This is a genomic window from Ralstonia sp. A12 (genome assembly GCF_000801955.1).
In the GTDB taxonomy this organism is placed as follows: Bacteria; Pseudomonadota; Gammaproteobacteria; order Burkholderiales; family Burkholderiaceae; genus Ralstonia.
Genome location: NZ_JSZO01000028.1, coordinates 165,365 through 185,742, shown reverse-complemented (window position 1 = coordinate 185,742; position 20,378 = coordinate 165,365). Strand labels below are relative to the sequence as shown.

General features: G+C 63.9%; 18 protein-coding genes. 12 read left to right on the top strand and 6 right to left on the bottom strand.

The window, feature by feature from the left end:
* The first annotated feature begins 131 nt into the window (after positions 1-131).
* The 3 genes from PI87_RS22860 to PI87_RS22850 all read left to right on the top strand — a co-directional run bounded on the left by PI87_RS22860 (position 132) and on the right by PI87_RS22850 (position 2,087).
* Positions 132-1,166: a sensor domain-containing diguanylate cyclase gene (locus PI87_RS22860; protein WP_039600009.1), complete on the top strand. Its 1,035-nt coding sequence runs from the start codon at positions 132-134 to the stop codon at positions 1,164-1,166.
* A 218-nt stretch (positions 1,167-1,384) separates the two neighbouring features.
* Positions 1,385-1,816: a hypothetical protein gene (locus PI87_RS22855; protein WP_039600008.1), complete on the top strand. Its 432-nt coding sequence runs from the start codon at positions 1,385-1,387 to the stop codon at positions 1,814-1,816.
* A gap of 58 nt (positions 1,817-1,874) precedes the next feature.
* On the top strand, positions 1,875-2,087 hold the full coding sequence (locus PI87_RS22850) for a GDCCVxC domain-containing (seleno)protein (protein ID WP_039600007.1): 213 nt from the start codon (positions 1,875-1,877) through the stop codon (positions 2,085-2,087).
* 13 nt (positions 2,088-2,100) lie between these two features.
* Here PI87_RS22850 and recG read toward each other — a convergent pair whose 3' ends face one another.
* On the bottom strand, positions 2,101-4,278 hold the full coding sequence (gene recG / locus PI87_RS22845) for an ATP-dependent DNA helicase RecG (protein WP_039600148.1): 2,178 nt from the start codon (positions 4,276-4,278) through the stop codon (positions 2,101-2,103).
* Between the two features lie 93 nt (positions 4,279-4,371).
* On the opposite strand from recG, the gene queA reads away from it, so the two are divergent.
* From queA to PI87_RS22805, 8 genes are all read left to right on the top strand, one after another.
* Complete coding sequence (queA, locus tag PI87_RS22840) at positions 4,372-5,442, top strand: tRNA preQ1(34) S-adenosylmethionine ribosyltransferase-isomerase QueA (protein WP_039600006.1); 1,071 nt, start codon at positions 4,372-4,374, stop codon at positions 5,440-5,442.
* A 2-nt stretch (positions 5,443-5,444) separates the two neighbouring features.
* A complete protein-coding gene (gene tgt, locus PI87_RS22835; RefSeq protein WP_039600005.1) occupies positions 5,445-6,596 on the top strand; it encodes a tRNA guanosine(34) transglycosylase Tgt in 1,152 nt (383 codons plus the stop codon).
* Between the two features lie 108 nt (positions 6,597-6,704).
* On the top strand, positions 6,705-7,034 hold the full coding sequence (gene yajC, locus PI87_RS22830) for a preprotein translocase subunit YajC (protein WP_039600147.1): 330 nt from the start codon (positions 6,705-6,707) through the stop codon (positions 7,032-7,034).
* A gap of 111 nt (positions 7,035-7,145) precedes the next feature.
* Complete coding sequence (gene secD / locus PI87_RS22825; protein ID WP_039600004.1) at positions 7,146-9,026, top strand: protein translocase subunit SecD; 1,881 nt, start codon at positions 7,146-7,148, stop codon at positions 9,024-9,026.
* 76 nt (positions 9,027-9,102) lie between these two features.
* On the top strand, positions 9,103-10,071 hold the full coding sequence (gene secF, locus PI87_RS22820; RefSeq protein ID WP_039600003.1) for a protein translocase subunit SecF: 969 nt from the start codon (positions 9,103-9,105) through the stop codon (positions 10,069-10,071).
* A gap of 390 nt (positions 10,072-10,461) precedes the next feature.
* Complete coding sequence (locus tag PI87_RS22815; protein ID WP_442965510.1) at positions 10,462-11,712, top strand: cytochrome c; 1,251 nt, start codon at positions 10,462-10,464, stop codon at positions 11,710-11,712.
* Entirely contained in the window at positions 11,709-12,182 is a 474-nt protein-coding gene (locus tag PI87_RS22810) for a (2Fe-2S)-binding protein (protein WP_039600001.1), read from the top strand. Before PI87_RS22815 ends, PI87_RS22810 begins: the two co-directional genes overlap by 4 nt.
* A complete protein-coding gene (locus PI87_RS22805) occupies positions 12,183-14,462 on the top strand; it encodes a xanthine dehydrogenase family protein molybdopterin-binding subunit (RefSeq protein WP_039600000.1) in 2,280 nt (759 codons plus the stop codon).
* A gap of 82 nt (positions 14,463-14,544) precedes the next feature.
* Here PI87_RS22805 and PI87_RS22800 read toward each other — a convergent pair whose 3' ends face one another.
* The 4 genes from PI87_RS22800 to purB form a co-directional block, all read right to left on the bottom strand.
* Positions 14,545-15,144, bottom strand: coding sequence for a YceI family protein (locus tag PI87_RS22800; RefSeq protein ID WP_039599999.1), 600 nt, complete (start codon positions 15,142-15,144; stop codon positions 14,545-14,547).
* Between the two features lie 49 nt (positions 15,145-15,193).
* On the bottom strand, positions 15,194-15,766 hold the full coding sequence (locus PI87_RS22795; RefSeq protein WP_039599998.1) for a YceI family protein: 573 nt from the start codon (positions 15,764-15,766) through the stop codon (positions 15,194-15,196).
* A gap of 91 nt (positions 15,767-15,857) precedes the next feature.
* A complete protein-coding gene (locus PI87_RS22790) occupies positions 15,858-16,439 on the bottom strand; it encodes a cytochrome b (protein WP_039599997.1) in 582 nt (193 codons plus the stop codon).
* A gap of 264 nt (positions 16,440-16,703) precedes the next feature.
* The gene (purB, locus tag PI87_RS22785; RefSeq protein WP_039599996.1) at positions 16,704-18,083 is read right to left on the bottom strand and encodes an adenylosuccinate lyase; all 1,380 of its coding nucleotides are present in this window, start codon (positions 18,081-18,083) and stop codon (positions 16,704-16,706) included.
* A 229-nt stretch (positions 18,084-18,312) separates the two neighbouring features.
* Between purB and PI87_RS22780 the strand changes: the two genes are divergently transcribed.
* The gene (locus tag PI87_RS22780; RefSeq protein WP_039599995.1) at positions 18,313-18,921 is read left to right on the top strand and encodes a glutathione S-transferase N-terminal domain-containing protein; all 609 of its coding nucleotides are present in this window, start codon (positions 18,313-18,315) and stop codon (positions 18,919-18,921) included.
* Positions 18,922-18,947: 26 nt separating this feature from the next.
* On the opposite strand, the gene PI87_RS22775 is transcribed toward PI87_RS22780, so the two are convergent.
* On the bottom strand, positions 18,948-20,366 hold the full coding sequence (locus tag PI87_RS22775; protein ID WP_052321696.1) for a YfcC family protein: 1,419 nt from the start codon (positions 20,364-20,366) through the stop codon (positions 18,948-18,950).
* Between the last annotated feature and the right edge of the window lie 12 nt (positions 20,367-20,378).

Sequence of the window (20,378 nt, the reverse complement as noted above, 5' to 3'; positions counted from 1 at the left end):
AGGTTAAACGCACGCACCATTGCGGGGCATCCGAAAGTCCTAAGCCCCTATGCCTGCCGCGGCATTTTGATCTACGCAATTCGGCCGACCACGCTAGAATTTCCGGCTCGAACGTCCCGCTTTGCCGCCCCATGCAGTCCGTCGATCACCTTAACCTGCAGGACCCCGCCACCCTCATCGAGATCGTGCGGGCACAGTCCGAAATCGCCAAACTCGGCACGGACCTGGGCGCCATCATGGCGCTCGTCACCGAGCGGGCGCAGCACCTGACCTGCGCAACCGGCGCCGTGCTGGAGCTGGCCGAAGGTGAAGAGATGGTCTATCGCGCCACGTCCGGCCTGACCGATTCACTGCTGGGTCTGCGCCTGGCGCGCAAGGGCAGCCTGTCGGGCCTGTGCGTGCAGACCGGCGACATCCTGAACTGCGAAGACTCCGAACTCGACCCGCGGGTCGACCGCGAAGCCTGCCGCCGCGTAGGCCTGCGTTCGATGGTGGTGACGCCGCTGCGGCACCTGGACACGACCGTCGGCGTGCTCAAACTGGTGGCACCCGAAGTGGGCGTCTTCACCGAGCGCGACATCGGCGTGCTGGGGTTGATGTCCGAGCTGATTGCCGCGGCCATGTTCCACGCCGCCAATGCCGAGCGCGACCAGCTCTACCTGCGCGCCACGCACGACGCGCTGACGGCCCTGCCCAACCGCGCGTTGTTTTACGACCGCCTGCGCCAGTCGATCCACCTCGCGCAGCGTGCACAGGGCGCGCTGGGCGTGCTCAACGTCGACATGGACAACCTCAAGCTCATCAACGACCGCTACGGCCACCGCGCGGGCGATGCGGCCATCCGCGAGACCGCGCAGCGCATGAGCCGAAGCGCGCGCCGCTCCGACACCGTGGCGCGCGTGGGCGGCGACGAGTTTGCCGTCATCCTGCCGGGCATCGATGCGCGAGGCGACGCGCAAACCCAATGCGAGCGCCTGATCGAAGAGGTGCAGCAACCGTATGCGTTTGAAGGCCAGTCGCTGGATCTGCGTGTGAGCGTGGGCGTGGCCGTCATGCCCGAAGACGGCACCGAGATCACCACCCTGCTCGATCAGGCCGACCGCGCGATGTACGCGACCAAACGCCTGCGCAAGCAGACCCAGCCGAGCGTCGCCACCCCGAATTGAAGGCCGACGTATCGGCCACATCACCTGGCAATAAACCGTTACACCTGCAACGTGCCCGCGCTGGAATAAAGCGCGGGCACGTTCGGTTTACGTGGGTGCAGGACGCGCCGTGCAAGCATGTCGGCGCCATCCCGCAGGCAAACCGATGTGCCGAACAATACGACCGGACAGGTCACTGAAGTGCCGTATTGAGACGTCGGGCATTCCTGGAGTGGGGGATGAACATGAAGCGTCTGACAGTCTTGACGATGGCGCTGATGAGCTTCGGCATCTGCGCATGCGCGACGGCGCAAGACGTGCCCGTCGGCACCTGCCAGCCGATGGTGGGACAAACCGAGATCAACGGCGTCATGCAAGAGGTGCAGGGCACCGCGTGCCTGCAACCGGACGGCACCTGGCAAATGGTGGACACCGACGGCTACCCCGTCACCTATGCTGGCCCACCGTACTACGTCGATGACACGTGGTACTGGGGCCCGCCTGTGTTCTTTGGCAGCGTGGTCTTCATCGATCGCTTCCACCACGTGCACCGCATGCATAGCGTGTTCTTCCGCCATGGCGGCGGCGTTGGGCGGGGCGGTTTTCGAGGCGGATTCCACGGTGGGCACACTGGCGGCTCCCATGGCGGGAACGGCAACTCACACCGTTGACGGCAACGGGCGGGCACTCCAATACTGGTCCCCATCCACTGAAGGCAAGGGAGTCCCGATGGGTACCGCAACGCTCGAATCCATCCTGACGTGCCCGCGCTGCGGCTTCGCCCGGCAGGAAACCATGCCCACCGACGCCTGCGTCTTCTTCTACGAATGCTCGGCTTGCCACACGTTGCTGCGCCCTGAGCCGGGCGATTGCTGCGTGTTCTGCTCGTACGGCTCGGTCAAATGTCCGCCGGTGCAGGAACAACGCGGTTGCTGTGGCTAGTGCCGGCTACCGGCTAAACGCGCAGATAGTGCTCGCGCTCGCCCAGCCAGCGCTTGAGATGCGCTTCCACGGCTTCGGGAAAACGCGCGAGCATCTGCTCCGCCGCGCCCTGCGCAAACTCGACCAGCCACGCATCGTGATTGAGATCGGCGAAGCGCAGCATGGCCTCGCCCGATTGCCGCGCGCCGAGAAATTCGCCAGGGCCGCGGATGTCCAGATCGCGCCGGGCGATCTCGAAACCATCGGTGGTCTCACGCATGGTCTGCAGGCGCTGCTTGGCCGTGGGTGACAACGGCGCCTGATACAGCAGGATGCACACCGATTCCGCCGTGCCGCGCCCCACCCGCCCGCGCAACTGGTGCAGCTGCGCAAGGCCGAAGCGCTCGGCATGCTCGATCACCATCAGCGAAGCATTGGGCACGTCCACCCCAACTTCGATGACCGTGGTAGCCACCAGCACGTGCAGTTCACCGCTGGCGAAGGCGCTCATCACGGCGGCCTTGTCGGCGGAGGGCAGGCGGCCATGCACGAGGCCCACCTTCAAGCCTTGCAAGCTTTGCGAGAGCGTCTCGAAGGTCTCCACAGCGGTCTGCAATTGCAGCGCTTCACTTTCTTCGATCAGCGGGCAGACCCAGTAGACCTGGCGCCCTTCCTGCGCGGCGGCATGGATGCGCTCGATCACTTCGTCGCGGCGCGCATCGTTCACCAGCCGCGTGACGATGGGCGTGCGGCCGGGCGGCAACTCGTCGATGGCGGAGACGTCCAGATCGGCGTAGTACGTCATCGCCAGCGTGCGCGGGATGGGCGTGGCGGACATCATCAACTGGTGCGGCACTTGGGCGCTGGCGGCGACAGGTGCATCGCCGTTGCTTGCCTTGCCACGCAGGGCCAATCGCTGCGCCACGCCAAAGCGGTGCTGCTCATCCACCACCGCCAGGCCAAGGCGCGCAAAGGTGACGGAATCCTGAATGAGCGCGTGCGTGCCGATCACCAGCTGCGCGGTACCGGCGGCCACGCGTGCGGCGGCTTCGTCCTTCTGTTTGCGCTTGAGGCTGCCGGCCAGCCAGACGATATCCACACCCAGCGGCGCAAGCCATGTGGACAACTTGCGGTAGTGCTGCTCGGCCAGCAGTTCGGTCGGCGCCATCAGCGCGGCCTGCCAGCCGGCATCGATGGCCTGACACGCCGCCAGCGCGGCGATGACGGTCTTGCCGCTGCCCACGTCGCCCTGCAACAACCGCTGCATCGGGTACGGGTGGGCGAGGTCGGCGCGAATCTCTTCCCACACGCGGGCCTGGGCACCGGTCAGCTTGAACGGCAGCGCATTCATGAAGCGCGCGAGCAGACCATCCTTGCCGCTGGTGCGCAAGATGGGCGCGTTGCGCATGCGGCGCGCAGCCTGCGCGCGCTTGAGCGAAAGCTGCTGCGATAGCAGCTCATCGAACTTGATCCGCAGCCACGCCGGGTGCGTGCGCTCGACGAGGCTGTACTCATCCACGTCGGGCGTCGGCTGATGCAACAAGCGCACGGCTTCGGCCGGGGCCATCAGCTTGAGCGGCGCCAGCGGGCCGGTGATCAGGCTGTTCGGCACCGTTTCCGGCAACGGCGTGCGCGTGAGCGTGTTCAGGATCGCCTTGCGCAGATACGCCTGCGGCACCCCCGCCACGGTCGAGTACACCGGGGTCAGCCGATCGGGCAGCGGCTCATCGGGCGCCACGGCGCGCACGGTGGGGTGCACCATTTCCGCGCCGAAGAAGCCGCCGCGCACCTCGCCGCGCACGCGCAGGCTCACGCCTTCGGCCATCTGCTTGACCTGGCTGCCGTAGAAATTGAGGAAACGCAGTACGAGTTCGCCGGAGTCATCCGCGATATGCACGACGAGCTGCCGACGCGGCCGGAACGCCACTTCGTTGCGCGTGACCGTGCCTTCCACCTGCGCGACCCAGCCGGTATTGGCACGGGCAACCGCCTCGGCGATGGTCAGGAGTGTGGTTTCGTCCTCGTACCGCATCGGCAGATGCAGGACGAGATCGACGTCGCGGTGCAGGCCCAGCTTGGCGAGTTTGTCGGCTGGGCGGGCAGTCTTGGCCGACTTGTCTACCGCGGCCGCGCGCTTTGGCTTGGGTGCCGGCGCATCATCATCGTCGGGCAGAGAAGCAGCATCAGTGGCGGAACGGGTGCGAGGCGGCACAGGACGTTTACAATGGCGAACTTTGCGGTTGCGCCCGATTGTACCGGCGCCCGCCACCATCACTTGGCGCAATCCACGTCTGCGCCACTTTTCATGCTGACGCTGTCCGATTTCGATTTCGATCTGCCGCCCGAGCTGATCGCGCAAACCGCCCTGCCCGACCGCACCGCGAGCCGCCTGCTGGCCGTGCGCCGTGAGGCCGATGGCGTGCACTCGGGTGTGTCCTATGAAGACCGCCAGTTTGCTGACCTGGTCGATTACCTGCGCCCCGGCGACCTGCTCGTCTTCAACGACACGCGTGTCATCAAGGCCCGCTTCTTCGGCCACAAAGCCAGCGGCGGCAAGGTTGAAGTGCTGGTCGAGCGCCTCCTGGACGAGCACACCGTGCTGGCGCAGATCCGTTCCAGCAAATCGCCGGTGGAGGGCACCACGCTGCGCCTGGCCGACGCCTTTGACGTGACGGTTGGCCCGCGCGCCGAGCCGTTCTTTACGCTGCGCTTCCCGCAGCCCGCACTGGACCTGATCGAGCAGTACGGCCGCCTGCCACTGCCGCCCTATATCGAACACGATCCGGACAGCTTTGACGAAACGCGCTACCAGACCGTCTATGCACGCAACCCGGGCGCCGTCGCGGCACCCACGGCGGGCCTGCATTTTGACGATGCGCTGTTCGCCAGGCTCGACGCCATGGGCGTCCAGCGCGGCTTCCTGACGCTGCACGTGGGCGCGGGCACGTTCCAGCCGGTGCGCGTGGAGAACATCGCCGAGCACCGCATGCACAGCGAGTGGTACGCCATCACACCCGAGCTGGCCGAGGCCAGCCGCGCCACGCGGGCAGCCGGCGGGCGGGTAATCGCCGTGGGCACGACCTCCATGCGTGCACTCGAATCGGCTGCACAGCCTGACGGCACGCTCCACGCGGGCAGCGGCGAGACCGACATCTTCATCACCCCCGGCTATCGCTTCCGCGCCGTTGACGCGCTGGTGACCAACTTCCACCTGCCCAAGTCGACGCTGCTGATGCTGGTGTCGGCGTTTGCGGGCCTGGCGGCCATCCGCGGCGCCTACCAGCACGCCATTGCCCAGCGCTACCGCTTCTTCAGTTACGGCGACGCCATGTTCCTCACGCGCGCTGAACCCGACACCGAATCCACCTCCGCCTGACCATGCTCAAGTACGAACTGCTCACCACCGATGGCCTCGCACGACGCGGCCGCATGACCCTGAACCACGGCGTGGTGGAAACGCCCATCTTCATGCCGGTGGGCACCTATGGCGCGGTCAAGGCGATGTCGCCGGCAGAGCTGAAGGACATCGGCGCGCAGATCATCCTCGGCAACACCTTCCACCTGTGGCTGCGTCCAGGGCTGGAGGTGATGGATGCGCACAAGGGGCTGCACGGCTTTAATGGCTGGAACAAGCCCATCCTGACCGATTCCGGCGGTTTTCAAGTCTTTTCGCTGGGCGATCTACGCAAAATCACCGAAGAAGGCGTGACGTTTGCTTCGCCCATCAACGGCGACAAGCTGTTTTTGTCGCCCGAGATCTCCATGCAGATCCAGCGCCGGCTGAACTCCGACATCGTCATGCAGTTTGACGAGTGCACGCCGTACAAGATCGGGGATCGCCCCGCTACCGAGGCTGAGGCGGCCGCATCGATGCGCATGAGCCTGCGCTGGGCGCAGCGCTCGCGCAATGAGTTCGAGCGCGAGAACAATCCCAACGCGCTGTTCGGCATCGTCCAGGGCGGCATGTTCGAGCAACTGCGCGATGAATCGCTGGCCGGGCTGCAAGCCATCGACGAGAACGCCGGCGGCCAGGGCTTTGGCGGTTACGCCATCGGCGGGCTGTCGGTCGGCGAGCCGAAGGAAGACATGATGCGCGTGCTGCAGCACGTGGCACCGCGCCTGCCCGCCAACAAGCCGCACTACCTGATGGGCGTGGGCACGCCGGAAGACCTGGTGGCGGGTGTCGCCACCGGCGTCGACATGTTCGACTGCGTGATGCCGACCCGCAACGCCCGTAACGGCTGGCTGTTCACCCGCTTTGGCGACATCAAGATCAAGAACGCGGTGCACCGCAATGATCCGCGCCCGCTGGACGAGACCTGCGGCTGCTACACCTGCAGCAACTTCTCGCGCGCGTATCTGCATCATCTGCAGCGCGTGGGCGAGATCCTGGGCGCGCGCCTGAACACCATCCACAACCTCTATTACTACCTGGAACTGATGGCCGAGATGCGCACCGCCATTGAGTCGCACAGCTTTGCTACCTTCCAGGCGCGCTTTGCCGCCGACCGGGCCCGCGGCGCACTCTGACGGCCCCTTGACAGGACTGGCCATGCGCCCATTTGCCGCAAGGCGGCAATGGTAGAATGTCCGGTCCAATTTTTGACCGATTGACGAACCATTTACGGAGTTTTGACCGTGTTCCTCATTTCCGACGCTTACGCGCAAACCGCACCGGCTGGTGGTGCCGCAGGTGGCCTGATGAGCTTCCTGCCCATCATCCTGATGTTCGTGGTGCTGTGGTTCATCATGATCCGCCCGCAAATGAAGCGCCAGAAAGAAACCAAGACGATGCTCGAAGCCCTGGCCAAGGGCGACGAAGTCGTCACCGCCGGCGGCATCCTGGGCAAGGTAACCAAGGTAGCCGAGCAGTACGTCACCGTGGAAGTCGCTGCCAACACGGAAATCACCGTCCAGAAGAGCGCCGTAACGACCGTGCTGCCCAAGGGCACGCTCAAAGCGCTGTAATCGGCCTCTCCCGGCGCCATGCGTGATTCACGCTGGCGCCGGAATCTTAGGCAGCGCCTATTCTTAGAATCCGCGCCCGCGCTGCTTGGCGCCGCCTCACTGCCCTCCAAGATGAATCGTTATCCGCTCTGGAAATACATTGTGATCCTGGTGGCGCTTGCCATCGGGTTCCTCTATACGCTCCCGAATTTCTTCGGCGAGGCGCCTGCCGTGCAGGTGTCGTCGGGCAAGGCGACCGTCAAGGTCGACCTGAACGTGCAGAAGCAGGTCGAGAGCCTGCTGGCTGCAGCCAGCATTCAGCCCACCGGCGTGTTCTTCGACAACAACGGCACCTCCAACAGCGTGCGCGTGCGCTTTGCCGATACCGACACGCAGCTCAAGGCCAAGGACATCCTGGCCCGTGGCCTGAACACCGACCAGACCGACCCGACCTACATCGTCGCGCTGAACCTGCTGTCGGGCTCGCCGCGTTGGCTGACCTCCATCCATGCCCTGCCGATGTTCCTGGGCCTGGACTTGCGCGGTGGCGTGCACTTCCTGCTGCAGGTCGACATGAACGGCGCGGTCACCAAGAAGCTCGACTCGCTGGCCGGTGACATCCGCACGCAATTGCGCGACAAGAACATCCGCCACAGCGGCATCGACCGCAGCGGCAACACCATCACCATCAAGTTCAGCAGCGCTGACGACGCCGATCGCGCCCGTGGCGTACTGGCCGACTCCACCCGCGAACTGGCCTACAACGTCGACAAGACCGCTGACGGCGCCACCCTCACCGGCACCTTTACCGCAGCCGCGATGAAGGAAGTGCAGGACAACGCCGTCAAGCAAAACGTCGTGACGCTGCATAACCGCGTGAACGAACTGGGCGTAGCTGAGCCGGTGATCCAGCAACAAGGCCCGGACCGCATCGTCGTGCAGCTGCCCGGCGTGCAGGACACCGCCAAGGCCAAGGACATCATCGGTCGCACCGCCACGCTGGAAGCCCGTCTGGCAGACCCGAATGCACCGCTGGTGCCGCGCGCCGGCGACCCGGTTCCGCTGGGCGACGAGCTCTTCACGCAAGGTCGCAGCGCGCCCGTGCTGCTGCAGAAGCAAGTGATCTTCACGGGTGACCGCATCACCAGCGCCTCGGCCGGCTTCGACCAGAACCACAATGCGTCGGTGGACATCACGCTCGACGGCCAGGGCGGCCGCATGCTGCGCGATGTCTCGCGCGACAACATCGGCAAGCGCATGGGCATCGTCCTGTTCGAAAAGGGCAAGGGCGAAGTGCTGACGGTGGCCACCATCCAGTCCGAACTGGGCTCGCGCTTCCAGATCACGGGCATGGGCTCGACCGAAGCCTCGGCCGACCTGGCGCTGCTGCTGCGCGCCGGCTCGCTGGCCGCACCGATGGAGATCATCGAAGAGCGCACCATCGGCCCGTCGCTGGGTGCCGACAACATCCGCAAGGGCTTCGACTCGGCGCTGTACGGTTTCCTCGCCGTGTCGGTGTTCATGGTCCTGTACTACATGCTGTTCGGCGTGTTTTCGGTGGTGGCGCTCGGCGTGAACGTGTTCCTGCTGATTGCCGTGCTGTCGATGCTGCAGGCCACCCTCACGCTGCCGGGCATTGCCGCTATTGCGCTGGCACTCGGTATGGCCATCGATGCGAACGTGCTGATCAACGAGCGTATCCGTGAAGAATTGCGCAACGGCGCCTCGGCCCAGATGGCGATTGCCGCGGGCTTCGAGCGTGCGTGGGCAACCATCGTGGACTCGAACGTCACCACGCTGATCGCGGGCCTGGCGCTGATCGCCTTCGGCTCCGGTCCGGTGAAGGGCTTTGCCGTGGTGCACTGCCTGGGCATTCTGACTTCGATGTTCTCGGCAGTGTTCTTCAACCGCGCCCTGGTCAACCTCTGGTACGGCCGCCGCAAGAAGCTGCAAGGTCTGGCAATCGGTCAGATCTGGAAGCCGGGCAATACTGAAACGCCGGCGAAGCAGTAACGCGCATCACCCACAGAAATCTTGCATAACCGGCACCGGCCCGTACCTTCGGGCCGGTTGCCACAAAGGGCAGACCATGGAGTTTTTCCGCATCCGCCGCGATATTCCGTTCATGAAGCACGCGTTGATCCTCAACGCGCTGTCGTTCCTGACGTTTATCGCCGCTGTCTTCTTCCTGTTCCACAAGGGGCTGCACCTGTCGGTGGAGTTCACCGGCGGTACGGTGATGGAAGTCGCCTACACCCAGGCCGCCGATCTGCCAAAGGTCCGTGCCGACGTTGAGAAGCTCGGCTATGCCGATGCCCAGGTGCAGAACTTCGGCACCTCGCGCGACGTGATGATCCGCCTGCCGCTCAAGAACGGGCCGGACGGCAAGCCCATCGCCTCGGCCGTGCAGAGCCAGCAGGTGATGACGGCCCTGAACGCCACCACGCCGGATGCCAAGCTGCAGCGCGTCGAGTTCGTCGGCCCGCAGGTCGGCAAGGAACTCGCCACCGACGGCCTGCTCGCGCTGCTGTTCGTGGTGATCGGCATCGTTATCTACCTGTCGATCCGCTTCGAGTGGAAGTTTGCAGTGGCGGGCATCATCGCCAACCTGCACGACGTGGTCATCATCCTGGGCTTCTTCGCCTTCTTCCAGTGGGAGTTCTCGCTGTCGGTGCTGGCGGGCATCCTGGCCGTGCTGGGCTACTCGGTGAACGAATCGGTCGTGATCTTCGACCGGATTCGCGAGGCGTTCCGCAAGTACCGCAAGATGAACACGCACGAGGTGATCGACCACGCCATCACGAGCACCATCTCGCGTACGATCATCACCCACGGCTCGACCGAAATGATGGTGCTGTCGATGCTGGTGTTCGGCGGCCCGACGCTGCACTACTTCGCCCTGGCGCTGACGATCGGCATCTTGTTCGGTATCTACTCGTCGGTGTTCGTGGCAGCCGCGCTGTGCATGTGGCTGGGCGTCAAGCGCGAAGACTTGGTCAAGGCCGAGAAGAAGGCCACCGGCCCGAACGACGATCCGAACTTCGGCGCGCAGGTCTAACCTCCCTCGCCAGCCAATCAGGCAACAAGAAAAGCCCCGCAGTCGCGGGGCTTTTTCTTTGGCAAGCCACCGAAGCCACACGGATCGTTTCGCGCCAGATCGCGCTCGATATCGGACTTTTCCGATTTCGGAAGTCCGGGCGATCCCGCAAAGTCTCGGGTAGACGCGCTCCATACGTGCCCCCGGGGCCGATTCGAGCAGCCCGCCCTCCCGCATGGCAGATCGGACACCCGAAAGCGCAACGCTTGCCCAACCCGGCGCGACGCTCAACCGAACCTCGCCTGTCGATTCCCCTGGCTTTCACCGCACGCCAATGCGGCGCGTCACGTTCAGCAACGGCTTTCTTCGCAACTGCGAGAGCCATTGCAGACTTCGACAAAGGACAGGCCGTTGAGAACCCGACTTCCCGCAATACTCGTGCTGTTGAGCACCATCGGCATCGCCCGGGCAGATCAGCCAGGCCCCGATCACATGCTGATCGAACGCGGGCGCTATCTTGCGCAGGCCGGCGACTGCGCCGCTTGCCATACCGGCAAGGGTGCCGCGCCCTTCTCTGGTGGTCTGAAAATGAACGTGCCGATGCTCGGTGCGATTTTCTCGACCAACATCACACCCGACCCGGAAACCGGCATCGGACGCTACAGCGAAGCCGAATTCGCGCGTGCATTGCGCGACGGGGTGGCCAAGGACGGGCACAACCTCTATCCGGCGATGCCCTACCCGTCTTACGCCAAGGTATCGGATGAAGATGCCGCTGCGCTGTACGCGTACTTCATGCATGGCGTCGAACCCGTGAAGCGGGCCAATCAGGCCCCCGAGATTCCGAAGCTGCTGCAGATGCGCTGGCCGCTGAAGATCTGGAACATGCTGTTTCTCGACAATCAGCGTTTCAAACCCCTCCCCGCCAAGAGCGTGGAGTGGAACCGTGGCGCCTATCTGGTGCAGGGTCTGGGCCACTGCGGTACGTGCCATACGCCGCGCGGCATCGGTCTTCAGGAAAAGGCTCTCGACGAGCGCAGCAGCACGTATCTATCCGGTGCGGTACTGGATGGTTGGTTTGCCTCCAACCTGACAGGCAACCCAACCACGGGCCTCGGCAAGTGGAGTGACCAGGACATCGTGGACTTCCTCAAGACCGGTGCCAACACACACGCGACCGCGTTCGGGCCGATGACAGAGGTGGTGAACCACAGCACACAGTGGATGACCGACCGCGACCTCGCCGCGATGGCGCGCTATCTGAAGTCTTTGCCTGCCGCGGGTGCATCTGCAGTGCCGCCAGGCGCGATCAGCCCGCAAACGATGGCACATGGCGCCCAGGTCTACCAGAACTTCTGCGTGGCCTGCCACCTGCCCAACGGGAACGGCACGGCGCCGTGGCTGGCACCGCTGGCAGGCAATCCCAACGTGCTGGAGCCCAACCCGCTCTCGCTCATCAATGTGACCTTGAACGGTACGGAAGCGCTCGTCATCGACGGTGTGCCTGCGCCGTATCCGATGCCGGCCCACCGCCCCGCCCTCAGCGATGCGGAGATTGCCAACGTGCTGACCTACACGCGCAACAGTTGGGGGAATCAGGCCCCCGCCGTAACGGCTGATGAAGTCAAGGCACTGCGCAAAGAAACCGGAAGCGACAAATGACCGCCACCACTCACAATCACATCGCGCTGCACGTCAACGGGAACGTAGTTGACGTCAAGGCAACGCCCGAAACACCGCTGCTGTATGTCTTGCGTGACCAGCTGCACCTGAAGGGACCTCGCTTCGGTTGCGGGCTTGGACAGTGCGGCGCGTGCTCTGTGCTCATCGATGGCGCAGTCCAACGTTCGTGCGTGCTGCCGGTCTCGGCTGTGGCGGGCCGCGCGGTTACGACGCTCGAAGGCATGGGCACGCCTGCCAAACCCGACCCATTGCAACAGGCATTCATCGACGAGCAAGCCGTGCAGTGTGGCTACTGCATCAACGGCATGCTGATCGCGGCACGCTCGCTGTTGAACACCAATCCGAAGCCAACCGAAGCGCAAGTCAAAGAGGCGCTCGCCTCCAACCTCTGCCGCTGCGGCACACACATGCGGATCGTCCGCGCCATCCTCAAAGCCAGCGAGGCCTAAATGCGCGCCAGTCATTCCACCTCCGAATCCACGTCCTTCTCGCGCCGGCGCTTTCTCAAGCAAGGGGCCGCGCTTGCGATTGGTTTCTCCTTCTCCGGGCTGGCTGCGGCCAAGGTTCTGGGCGAAATTGCCGAAGTCGGTGCAACCGCCACAGCCAAGACCAAGTCCATCGACGCCAAGCGGGTTGATGCTTTCCTCGTACTCGAAGGCGACGGCACGCTCACGATCTACACAGGCAAGGTCAATCTCGGCACAGGCAACACCACGGCACTCGCTCAAATGGCGGCGGAAGAGCTGGAGTTTCCGATCGATCGCGTCCGCGTGGTGCAAGGTGATACAGCCATGACGGTGGACCAGGGCGCCACGATTGGCTCGCTGTCGATTTCCAACGCCGGCATTCAGCTACGCCAGGCCGCGGCCACGGCTGCTGCGGCCATCCGCGAGGTAGCTGGCAAGGCCTATCGCATCGCACCGGCCGATGTGCGCCTGGAAGACGGCCTCGTCTTTCGCAACGCGACCGACAAGCAAGGCACGCCGTACCACCGTTTGCTGGCGGCACACCCACTGGCACTCAATCTCGATCCCAACGCACCGCTCAAGGCACCCGGCAGCTACAAGCTCGTCGGCCAGCCGGTCAAGCGCGACGACGTGCGCGCCAAGGTCTTTGCCGACTTCCTGTTCATGCAAGACGTGAAGGTGGAGGGCATGGTGCACGCCCGCGTCATCCACCCCAATGCGTACGGCGCGCAATTGGAGAAGTTCGATGACACCCACGCGAAGAAGGTGCCGGGCTTCCTGCGCACCGTACACGTGGAGAACCTGCTGGCCGTCATCGCCAGCGACGAGTGGGCGGCCATCCGCAGTGCGCGCGCCGTACAAACCACGTGGTCTGCATGGGCGGGCCTGCCCGAGCAAGCCAAGTTGTACGACGCTGTGCGCGCTCTGCCGATACATGATCAGGGCAAGGTGCTGGAGCGCGGCAACGCCGTCGAGCAGATCAACAAGGCCAGCAAGGGCAAGGTGGTGCGCGCCACGTACTGCTGGCCGTTCCAGACGCACGGCTCGATTGGTCCGTCGTGCGCGATTGGTGACTACCGCAACGGCAAGTTGACAGTGTGGTCGGCCACGCAATCGCCACACCTCACGCGCGATCAGATTGCCAAGATGCTGAAGATGGACAAGGGCGATGTGCGCCTGATCTACGTGGAAGGCGCGGGCTGTTACGGCCGCAACGGCCACGAAGACGCCGCCGCGGAAGCCGCCATCCTCTCCAAGGAAATCGGCCGACCCGTGCGCGTGCAATGGATGCGCGACGACGAACACGGCTGGGACCCGAAGGGCCCGCCCGTCATCTCCGACGTGGCCGCCACGCTGGACGACCAAGGCAAGATTCAGGCATGGCAATACGAATCGTGGGTGCCGTATCGCGCTTCGGGCAGCATCGACGTGCCCCTGCTGGCCGGCGAACTCACCCGCACGCCAACGCTGGCCGAGCCGCTAGACAACCCGGGCGGCATGGAATTCAACATGGTCTCGTCGTATGCGGCGCCCAACGTGAGCGTGGTGGTCAACCGCATTGCACGCACGCCGCTGCGCCCGGCGTGGCTGCGTGGCCCGGGCCGCCTACAACACACGTACGCGAACGAATCATTCATCGACGAACTGGCCGTGGCCGCCAAGGCCGACCCGATCGAATTCCGCCTGCGCCATCTGTCCGAACCGCGCACCATTGCGGTACTGAATGTGGTGGAGAAACAATCCGGTTGGGTACGCCGTCCGCTGTTTGCGACCAAGCCCAGCGGCAATATTGCGCACGGGCGCGGCGTTGCCTGCGTGCGCTACGAGCCCAACAATTCCTTCGTGGCAGCCGTCATTGAAGTGGAGGTGGACCGGACCACCGGCGTCATCCAGGTCGGCAAGGTCACGCTGGCGCACGACTGCGGCCTGATCGTGAACCCCGACGGCGTGCGCAACCAAGTGGAAGGCGAGGTCGTGCAGACCATTAGCCGGACGCTGTTTGAGGAGGTCAACTTCACAACGTCAGCGGTCACTAGCCTCGATTGGCTGACCTACCGCTTGCTGAAGTTCCCGGAGTTGCCCAAGCAGGTGGACGTGGTGCTGATCGATCGGCCAGACCAGCCGCCCACGGGGGCGGGCGAACCCGCTGTCGCGGTGATCCCGTCGGCCATTGCCAGCGCGGTATATGACGCCGTAGGCGTGCGCCCGCGTACGCTGCCGTTCAACCCGGCATCCATGCGCGAATTGCTCAAGCAAACATAACGCGCGATTGGATATACAAGAAAGAACGCCCCGACCTCACTGAAAGGTCGGGGCGTTCGTTCTTCAGCTTGCGCGTTGAGCTTTACTGCTGTGCAACGCTAGCCGCATCCTGCTTCAAACCTTCCACCTGGATCTTCAGCTTGGTTTCCATGTTGAAACCGTAGGCCTTGCCGTAGTCGAGGCCGAACTCGTCGCGCTTGAACGTCATTTCGGCGTCGGCGCCGCAGACTTCACGCTTGAGCATCGGGTGCTGCATGCACTTGAACGCATCGATTTCCATCTTGACCGGCTTGCTCACGCCACGCAGCGTGAGTTGGCCTTCGGCTTCGGTCGGCACGTCACCCTTGAACTTGGTGAAGTTGCCCTTGAAGGTGGCGGTCGGGAACTTGGCCACGTCAAACATCTCGGCGCCCTTGGCGTGCTCGTTCAGCTTAGCCATGCCGAAGTCGATGCTGTCGGTCTGCACGGTCACGTCGATCGTGCCCTTCTTGGCTTCACGGTCCAGGGTGACGGTGCCGCTGGACTTTTCGAACTTGCCGCGCCACTTCGACAGGCCGCCCATGTGGTCAGCTTCGAAGCTCGGGTAGGTGTGGGTCGGGTCCAGTTGGTACGTGGCCGGTGCAGCAAACGCGGCGGTAGCGGCAACAGCGGACAGTGCAGCAACGAGGGTACGCAATTTCATGTGAACTCCAGCGAATGATTGGGGCAAAAGTGAGGCGTCGAGGGGTGAGTTACTTCTTGGCGATGACGACGCGGAACTTGATCGTCACGTCATCGGCAACGACGGAGGTGTCCTTCCAATCGCCGTCACCGACCTTGAACGCGTTGCGCTTGACGGGCAGCGCGCCTTCAAAGACTTGGGTGGCACCATCCTGCTTGACGGTGAAGGGCGCGGTCACGTCTTGCGTGATGCCCTTGATGGTCAGCTTGCCGACCACGTCCACCTTGCCATTGGCGCCAGGCTTGAACGCCGACGACACGAAGGTGGCCTTCGGATACTTGGCAGCGTCAAACCAATCCTTCTTCTTCAACTCGTCGTTGTATTCCTTGCTGCCCACGTCGACGCTGTTGATGTCGATATCGACCTTGGCCGTGGAGGCGGCCACGTTGGCCGCGTTGTAGTTCACGGCGGCGTCGAACTTGCCGAACTTGATGTCCATCGGCACGCCGAGCTGCTTGCCGGTGGCCGTCACACTGCTCTTGGCGGCGTCCACTTGGGCAAAGGCCGATACCGATACCGCAGCGATCGACAGCGCGCCGGCGGCAACCAGGGCAATAGCGCGGGGGCGCACAAAACGTTTCATCGTCAGACTCCTTCGGTCAGGCCGGATCGTGCCGGCGGTCTTGGTCAGGATGGGAAGCTAGGGCACCGGCACACACCGGTGCGTTTGGAAATCAGCGCAAGAAGGGCAGCATGCGGCGCAGCGTGCCATCGCGGTCCACGATGTGATGCTTGAGCGCGGCCAGGATGTGCAGCACAACGATGGTGGCCATGGTCCAGTTCAGCCATTGGTGCGCAACAGTGAAGATGTCCTTGAGCGCATCGCTCTTCTCGAACGGCATCGGCATTTCCCACACGCCAAGGTAGACAACCTTGATACCGGCCGCCACGCTGAGCAGGTAGCCGGTGAGCGGCACCGCCAGAATCAGCAGATAAAGCACGATATGCGCGCCCTCGGCAGCCCGATGCTGCCACTTCGGCATGCCGGCCACGGGCGCGGGCGCCGGATGCGTCAGGCGCCACAGTACGCGCAGTGCGGCAAAAATCAGCACCGTGATACCGATCCATTTGTGATACGAGAACAGCTTCAGCTTGGTCGGCGTGAAGCCGGGGATATCGGTCATGTACAGACCGAGCCCGAACGCGGCGAAGATCAGCAGCGCGATGATCCAGTGCAGCGCAATGGCGGGCTTGCCGTAGGCGCCGTCGTCAGCGGCGGCGCGCGCGGTGAAGTTCGGTTGGGCAGCTTGTGACATCGATTCCCTCGGTTCAGAGGTGCTCTAGGTTGGCGGCACCTGTGGGTAAGACCACGGCGCCAGAAGTTTGTGCATTATTGAAGCGATCCGGGCAGACAGGACGGCCGGAAGTTCATCGAGAAATTCAAATTTTTTGATGAACAAAAAGCGCGGTCTGACCTAACAAGGCCGCCCATTCTACAGAGCCCACATGGCAAAACAGCCTCCTCCGTAACCGTACGGAGGAGGCTGTTTTTGGGTCAGCCCAACAAATTTTCGGAACAATCAGAGCGTATTGATCCGGCGCGCCAGTTCTTCGGCCTTGCCGATATAGCTGCCGGGGGTCATATCCAGCAGCAGCTTGCGGGCGTCTTCCGGAATGGCCAGCGTGCCGATGAATTCACGCAGCGCCTCGCGCGAGATGCCCTTGCCGCGCGTCAGCTCCTTCAGTTGCTCGTACGGGTTGGCGATGCCATAGCGACGCATCACGGTCTGCACCGGCTCGGCCAGCACTTCCCAGCAGTTGTCCAGGTCTTCGGCCAGACGCGACGGGTTGGTTTCCAGCTTGCCCAAACCGCGCAGGCACGCGTCGTAGGCCAGCAGGCTGTAGCCAAAGGCCACGCCGATGTTGCGCAGCACGGTCGAATCCGTCAGGTCACGCTGCCAGCGCGACACCGGCAGCTTCTCCGACAGATGGCGCAGCACCGCGTTGGCCAGGCCGACGTTGCCTTCCGAGTTCTCAAAGTCGATCGGGTTGACCTTGTGCGGCATGGTCGACGAGCCGATTTCGCCAGCCTTGGTCTTCTGCTTGAAGTAGCCCTGCGAGATGTAGCCCCAGACGTCGCGGTCCAGGTCCAGGATGATCGTGTTGGCGCGCGCCACGGCGTCGAACAGCTCGGCCATGTAGTCGTGCGGCTCGATCTGGATGGTGTACGGGTTGAACGTCAGGCCCAGGCGGGTCTCGATCACGTTCTTCGAGAAGGCTTCCCAGTCCAGCGACGGATACGCCGACAGGTGCGCGTTGTAGTTGCCCACCGCGCCGTTCATCTTGCCCAGCAGTTCGACGGCCTCGATACGGCGGATGGCGCGATCCAGACGCGCGGCCACATTGGCCATTTCCTTGCCCAGCGTGGTCGGGCTGGCCGGCTGGCCGTGCGTGCGCGAGAGCATCGACACGTCGGCATTGGCGTGGGCCAGTTCCACCAGGCGGGCCTGCACGCGGCGCAGCGCCGGCACGACCACCGTGTCGCGTGCACCCTTGAGCATCATGCCGTGCGAGGTGTTGTTGATGTCTTCCGAGGTGCAGGCGAAGTGGATGAATTCGCTGGCGGCTTCCAGCTCGGCGTTGCCCTTCACGCGCTCCTTCATCCAGTACTCGACGGCCTTCACGTCGTGGTTGGTGACCGCTTCAATTTCCTTGATGCGGGCGGCGTCTGCCTCGGCAAAGTTCTCGACCAGAGCCAGCAACGCTTGCTCGGCTGCGGCCGAGAAACGCGGGATCTCCGCCAGACCGGCCTGCGACAGGGCGATCAGCCAATGCACCTCCACCTTCACGCGGTTGCGCATGAAAGCGGCTTCCGACAACCACTCGCGCAGCGGATCGGCCTTGGCGGCATAGCGGCCATCAATGGGAGACAGGGCGGTCAGGGCAGAAAGCGACGACATGGCAGGCGGGGAAAAATGTGAAGGGAATCTCAATCCGGACAACCCGGACGCTGCATCGAGCGTTGAACCAAGGTGCATACGCGCACCCCAGCGAGCCTGCGATTTTACCACCCGGCACACGTCTTTCATGGCCAATCCAGCCCAAAGCAAGCCTCCATTTGGTTGAAGCGCCGCCCAGAGCACGCAGGAAAGTGCGCAGCTATACTTCCGCCTCCAACATGACATGCCTATGAAACTGATCGGATCCCACGCCAGCCCGTACACCCGCAAGGTCCGTGTGGTGCTGGCCGAGAAGAAAATCGACTACCAGTTCGTCCTGGAAGACGTCTGGAGCGCCGACACGCAGATCCACCAGTTCAACCCGCTGGGCAAGGTGCCCTGCCTGGTGATGGACGACGGCGGCGCCCTGTTCGATTCACGCGTGATTGCCGAATATGCCGACACGTTGTCGCCGGTGGCGCGCCTGATCCCGCCCTCGGGCCGCGAGCGCGTGGAAGTGCGCTGCTGGGAAGCGCTGGGCGATGGCCTGCTCGACGCCGCCATCATGCTGCGCGTGGAGCAGACCCAGCGCACGCCAGAACAACGCAGCGACACCTGGATCGCCCGCCAGCATCACAAGATCGACGATGCACTGAAAGCCATGTCGCAAGGCCTGGCCGACAAGACCTGGTGCAACGGCAACCACATGACGCTGGCCGACATCGCCGTCAGCTGCGCACTCGCCTATCTGGATTTCCGCCAGCCGCAGATCGACTGGCGCGAGCGTCACGCCAACCTGGCCGCGTTTTACGCGCGCATGGAAAAGCGGCCGAGCTTCATGGAAACCCAGCCGCAATAAACACCCTGCCGCGTGGCCGTTCGGGGTCAGTAGCCGATCTCGACCGCCACGCCCAGTGCCAGCAGCGACAGCACGAACAGCGTCGCAAACAGCGGGAACACGAAGGCCACCCACTGGCCGTAATTCACGCGTGCCGTCGCCAGGTAGGCCAGCAGCATGCCCGACGTGGGCGTGACCATGTTCATCAGGCCGCCGCCCATCAGGAACGCCAGCACGCAGGTCTGCCCGCTCACGCCCGACAGGTGAGCGATCGGCGCCAGGATCGGCATACTCACCGCGGCCTTGCCCGAGAGCGACGGCATGAACACGTCAAGAATCATCTCCATGACCATGATGCCGCCCGCCACCACCGGGCGCGCGCTGTCCTGCGTGAGGCGCGTCAGGCTGTGGATGATGGTGTCGAGCACCAGGCTGTTCTGAAGGATCAGCTCCACGGCGGATGCGAGCCCGATCAGCAGGCCGGCCAGCATCATGCCCTTCATGCCGTCGACAAAGGCTTCGGACGCCACGCGCGAATCCAGCCGCCCTGCCAGCGCAATCGCTACGGCCATGATGATGTAGAACGCGGCCAGCTCCACGTTATGCCAGCTCCACAGGCGCGTGCCGACAATCATCATCACGCTCGACGCCAGCAGCACGAGCAACACCGCCACGTGGCGGCGCGACAGGCGCGCCTGTTCCGTCGGCACGTAGGTCGTCACCAAACCGGAGCGGCGCACGCGCCAGAGCCAGTAGCCGATACCGATGGCCATGAAGACGACGAACACGGCGAGGCGCAGGTCGATACCCGAGAATAGCGGCACGCCCGCCAGAGGCTGCGCAATCGGCAGCGCCAGCGGATTGGTGACCGACGCGATGTAGCCGATCTTGGCAGCAATGGTCACCAGCGCCAGCCCGTACAGCTCGTTCAAACCAAGCCGCCGCGCCATCGCCACCACGATGGGAATCACAACGAGGTATTCGGAAATTAGCCCGAGGAAGCTACTGCCCAACCCGAGCACGATCATCACAGCGGGCGCGAGGCGATAAACATTGCCGCCGGTGATCTGCAGCAGGCGATCAATGCCCGCGTCAATCACGCCCGTACGACGCATCACCCCGAACATGCCGCCCACGAACATCACCATGAAGACCAGCGGCGCGCTCTTGATGAGGCCCTGCGGAATCGCCATGACCGCGCCGACCACGCTGGCGGCGTGCGCCTCGGCTGGCGTGCTCTTGTGCGGCATCGGCGAGGCCAGCTCCGGCAGCCCTGCCACCTTCGGCACCAACTGGTACGTGCCCGGCACCACCAACTTGCCCTTGCGCTCGAACTTGCCTGCATCCACCAGGTAGGTCATGCAGATGGCCGCGAAAATGACCCACAGCATCATCACAATCGGGTGCATGAACCCGGCGTGCGGGCGTTGCGTTTCTACGCGTTCGGTCTCCAGGGTGGCAGACATGCAAATGGCTCC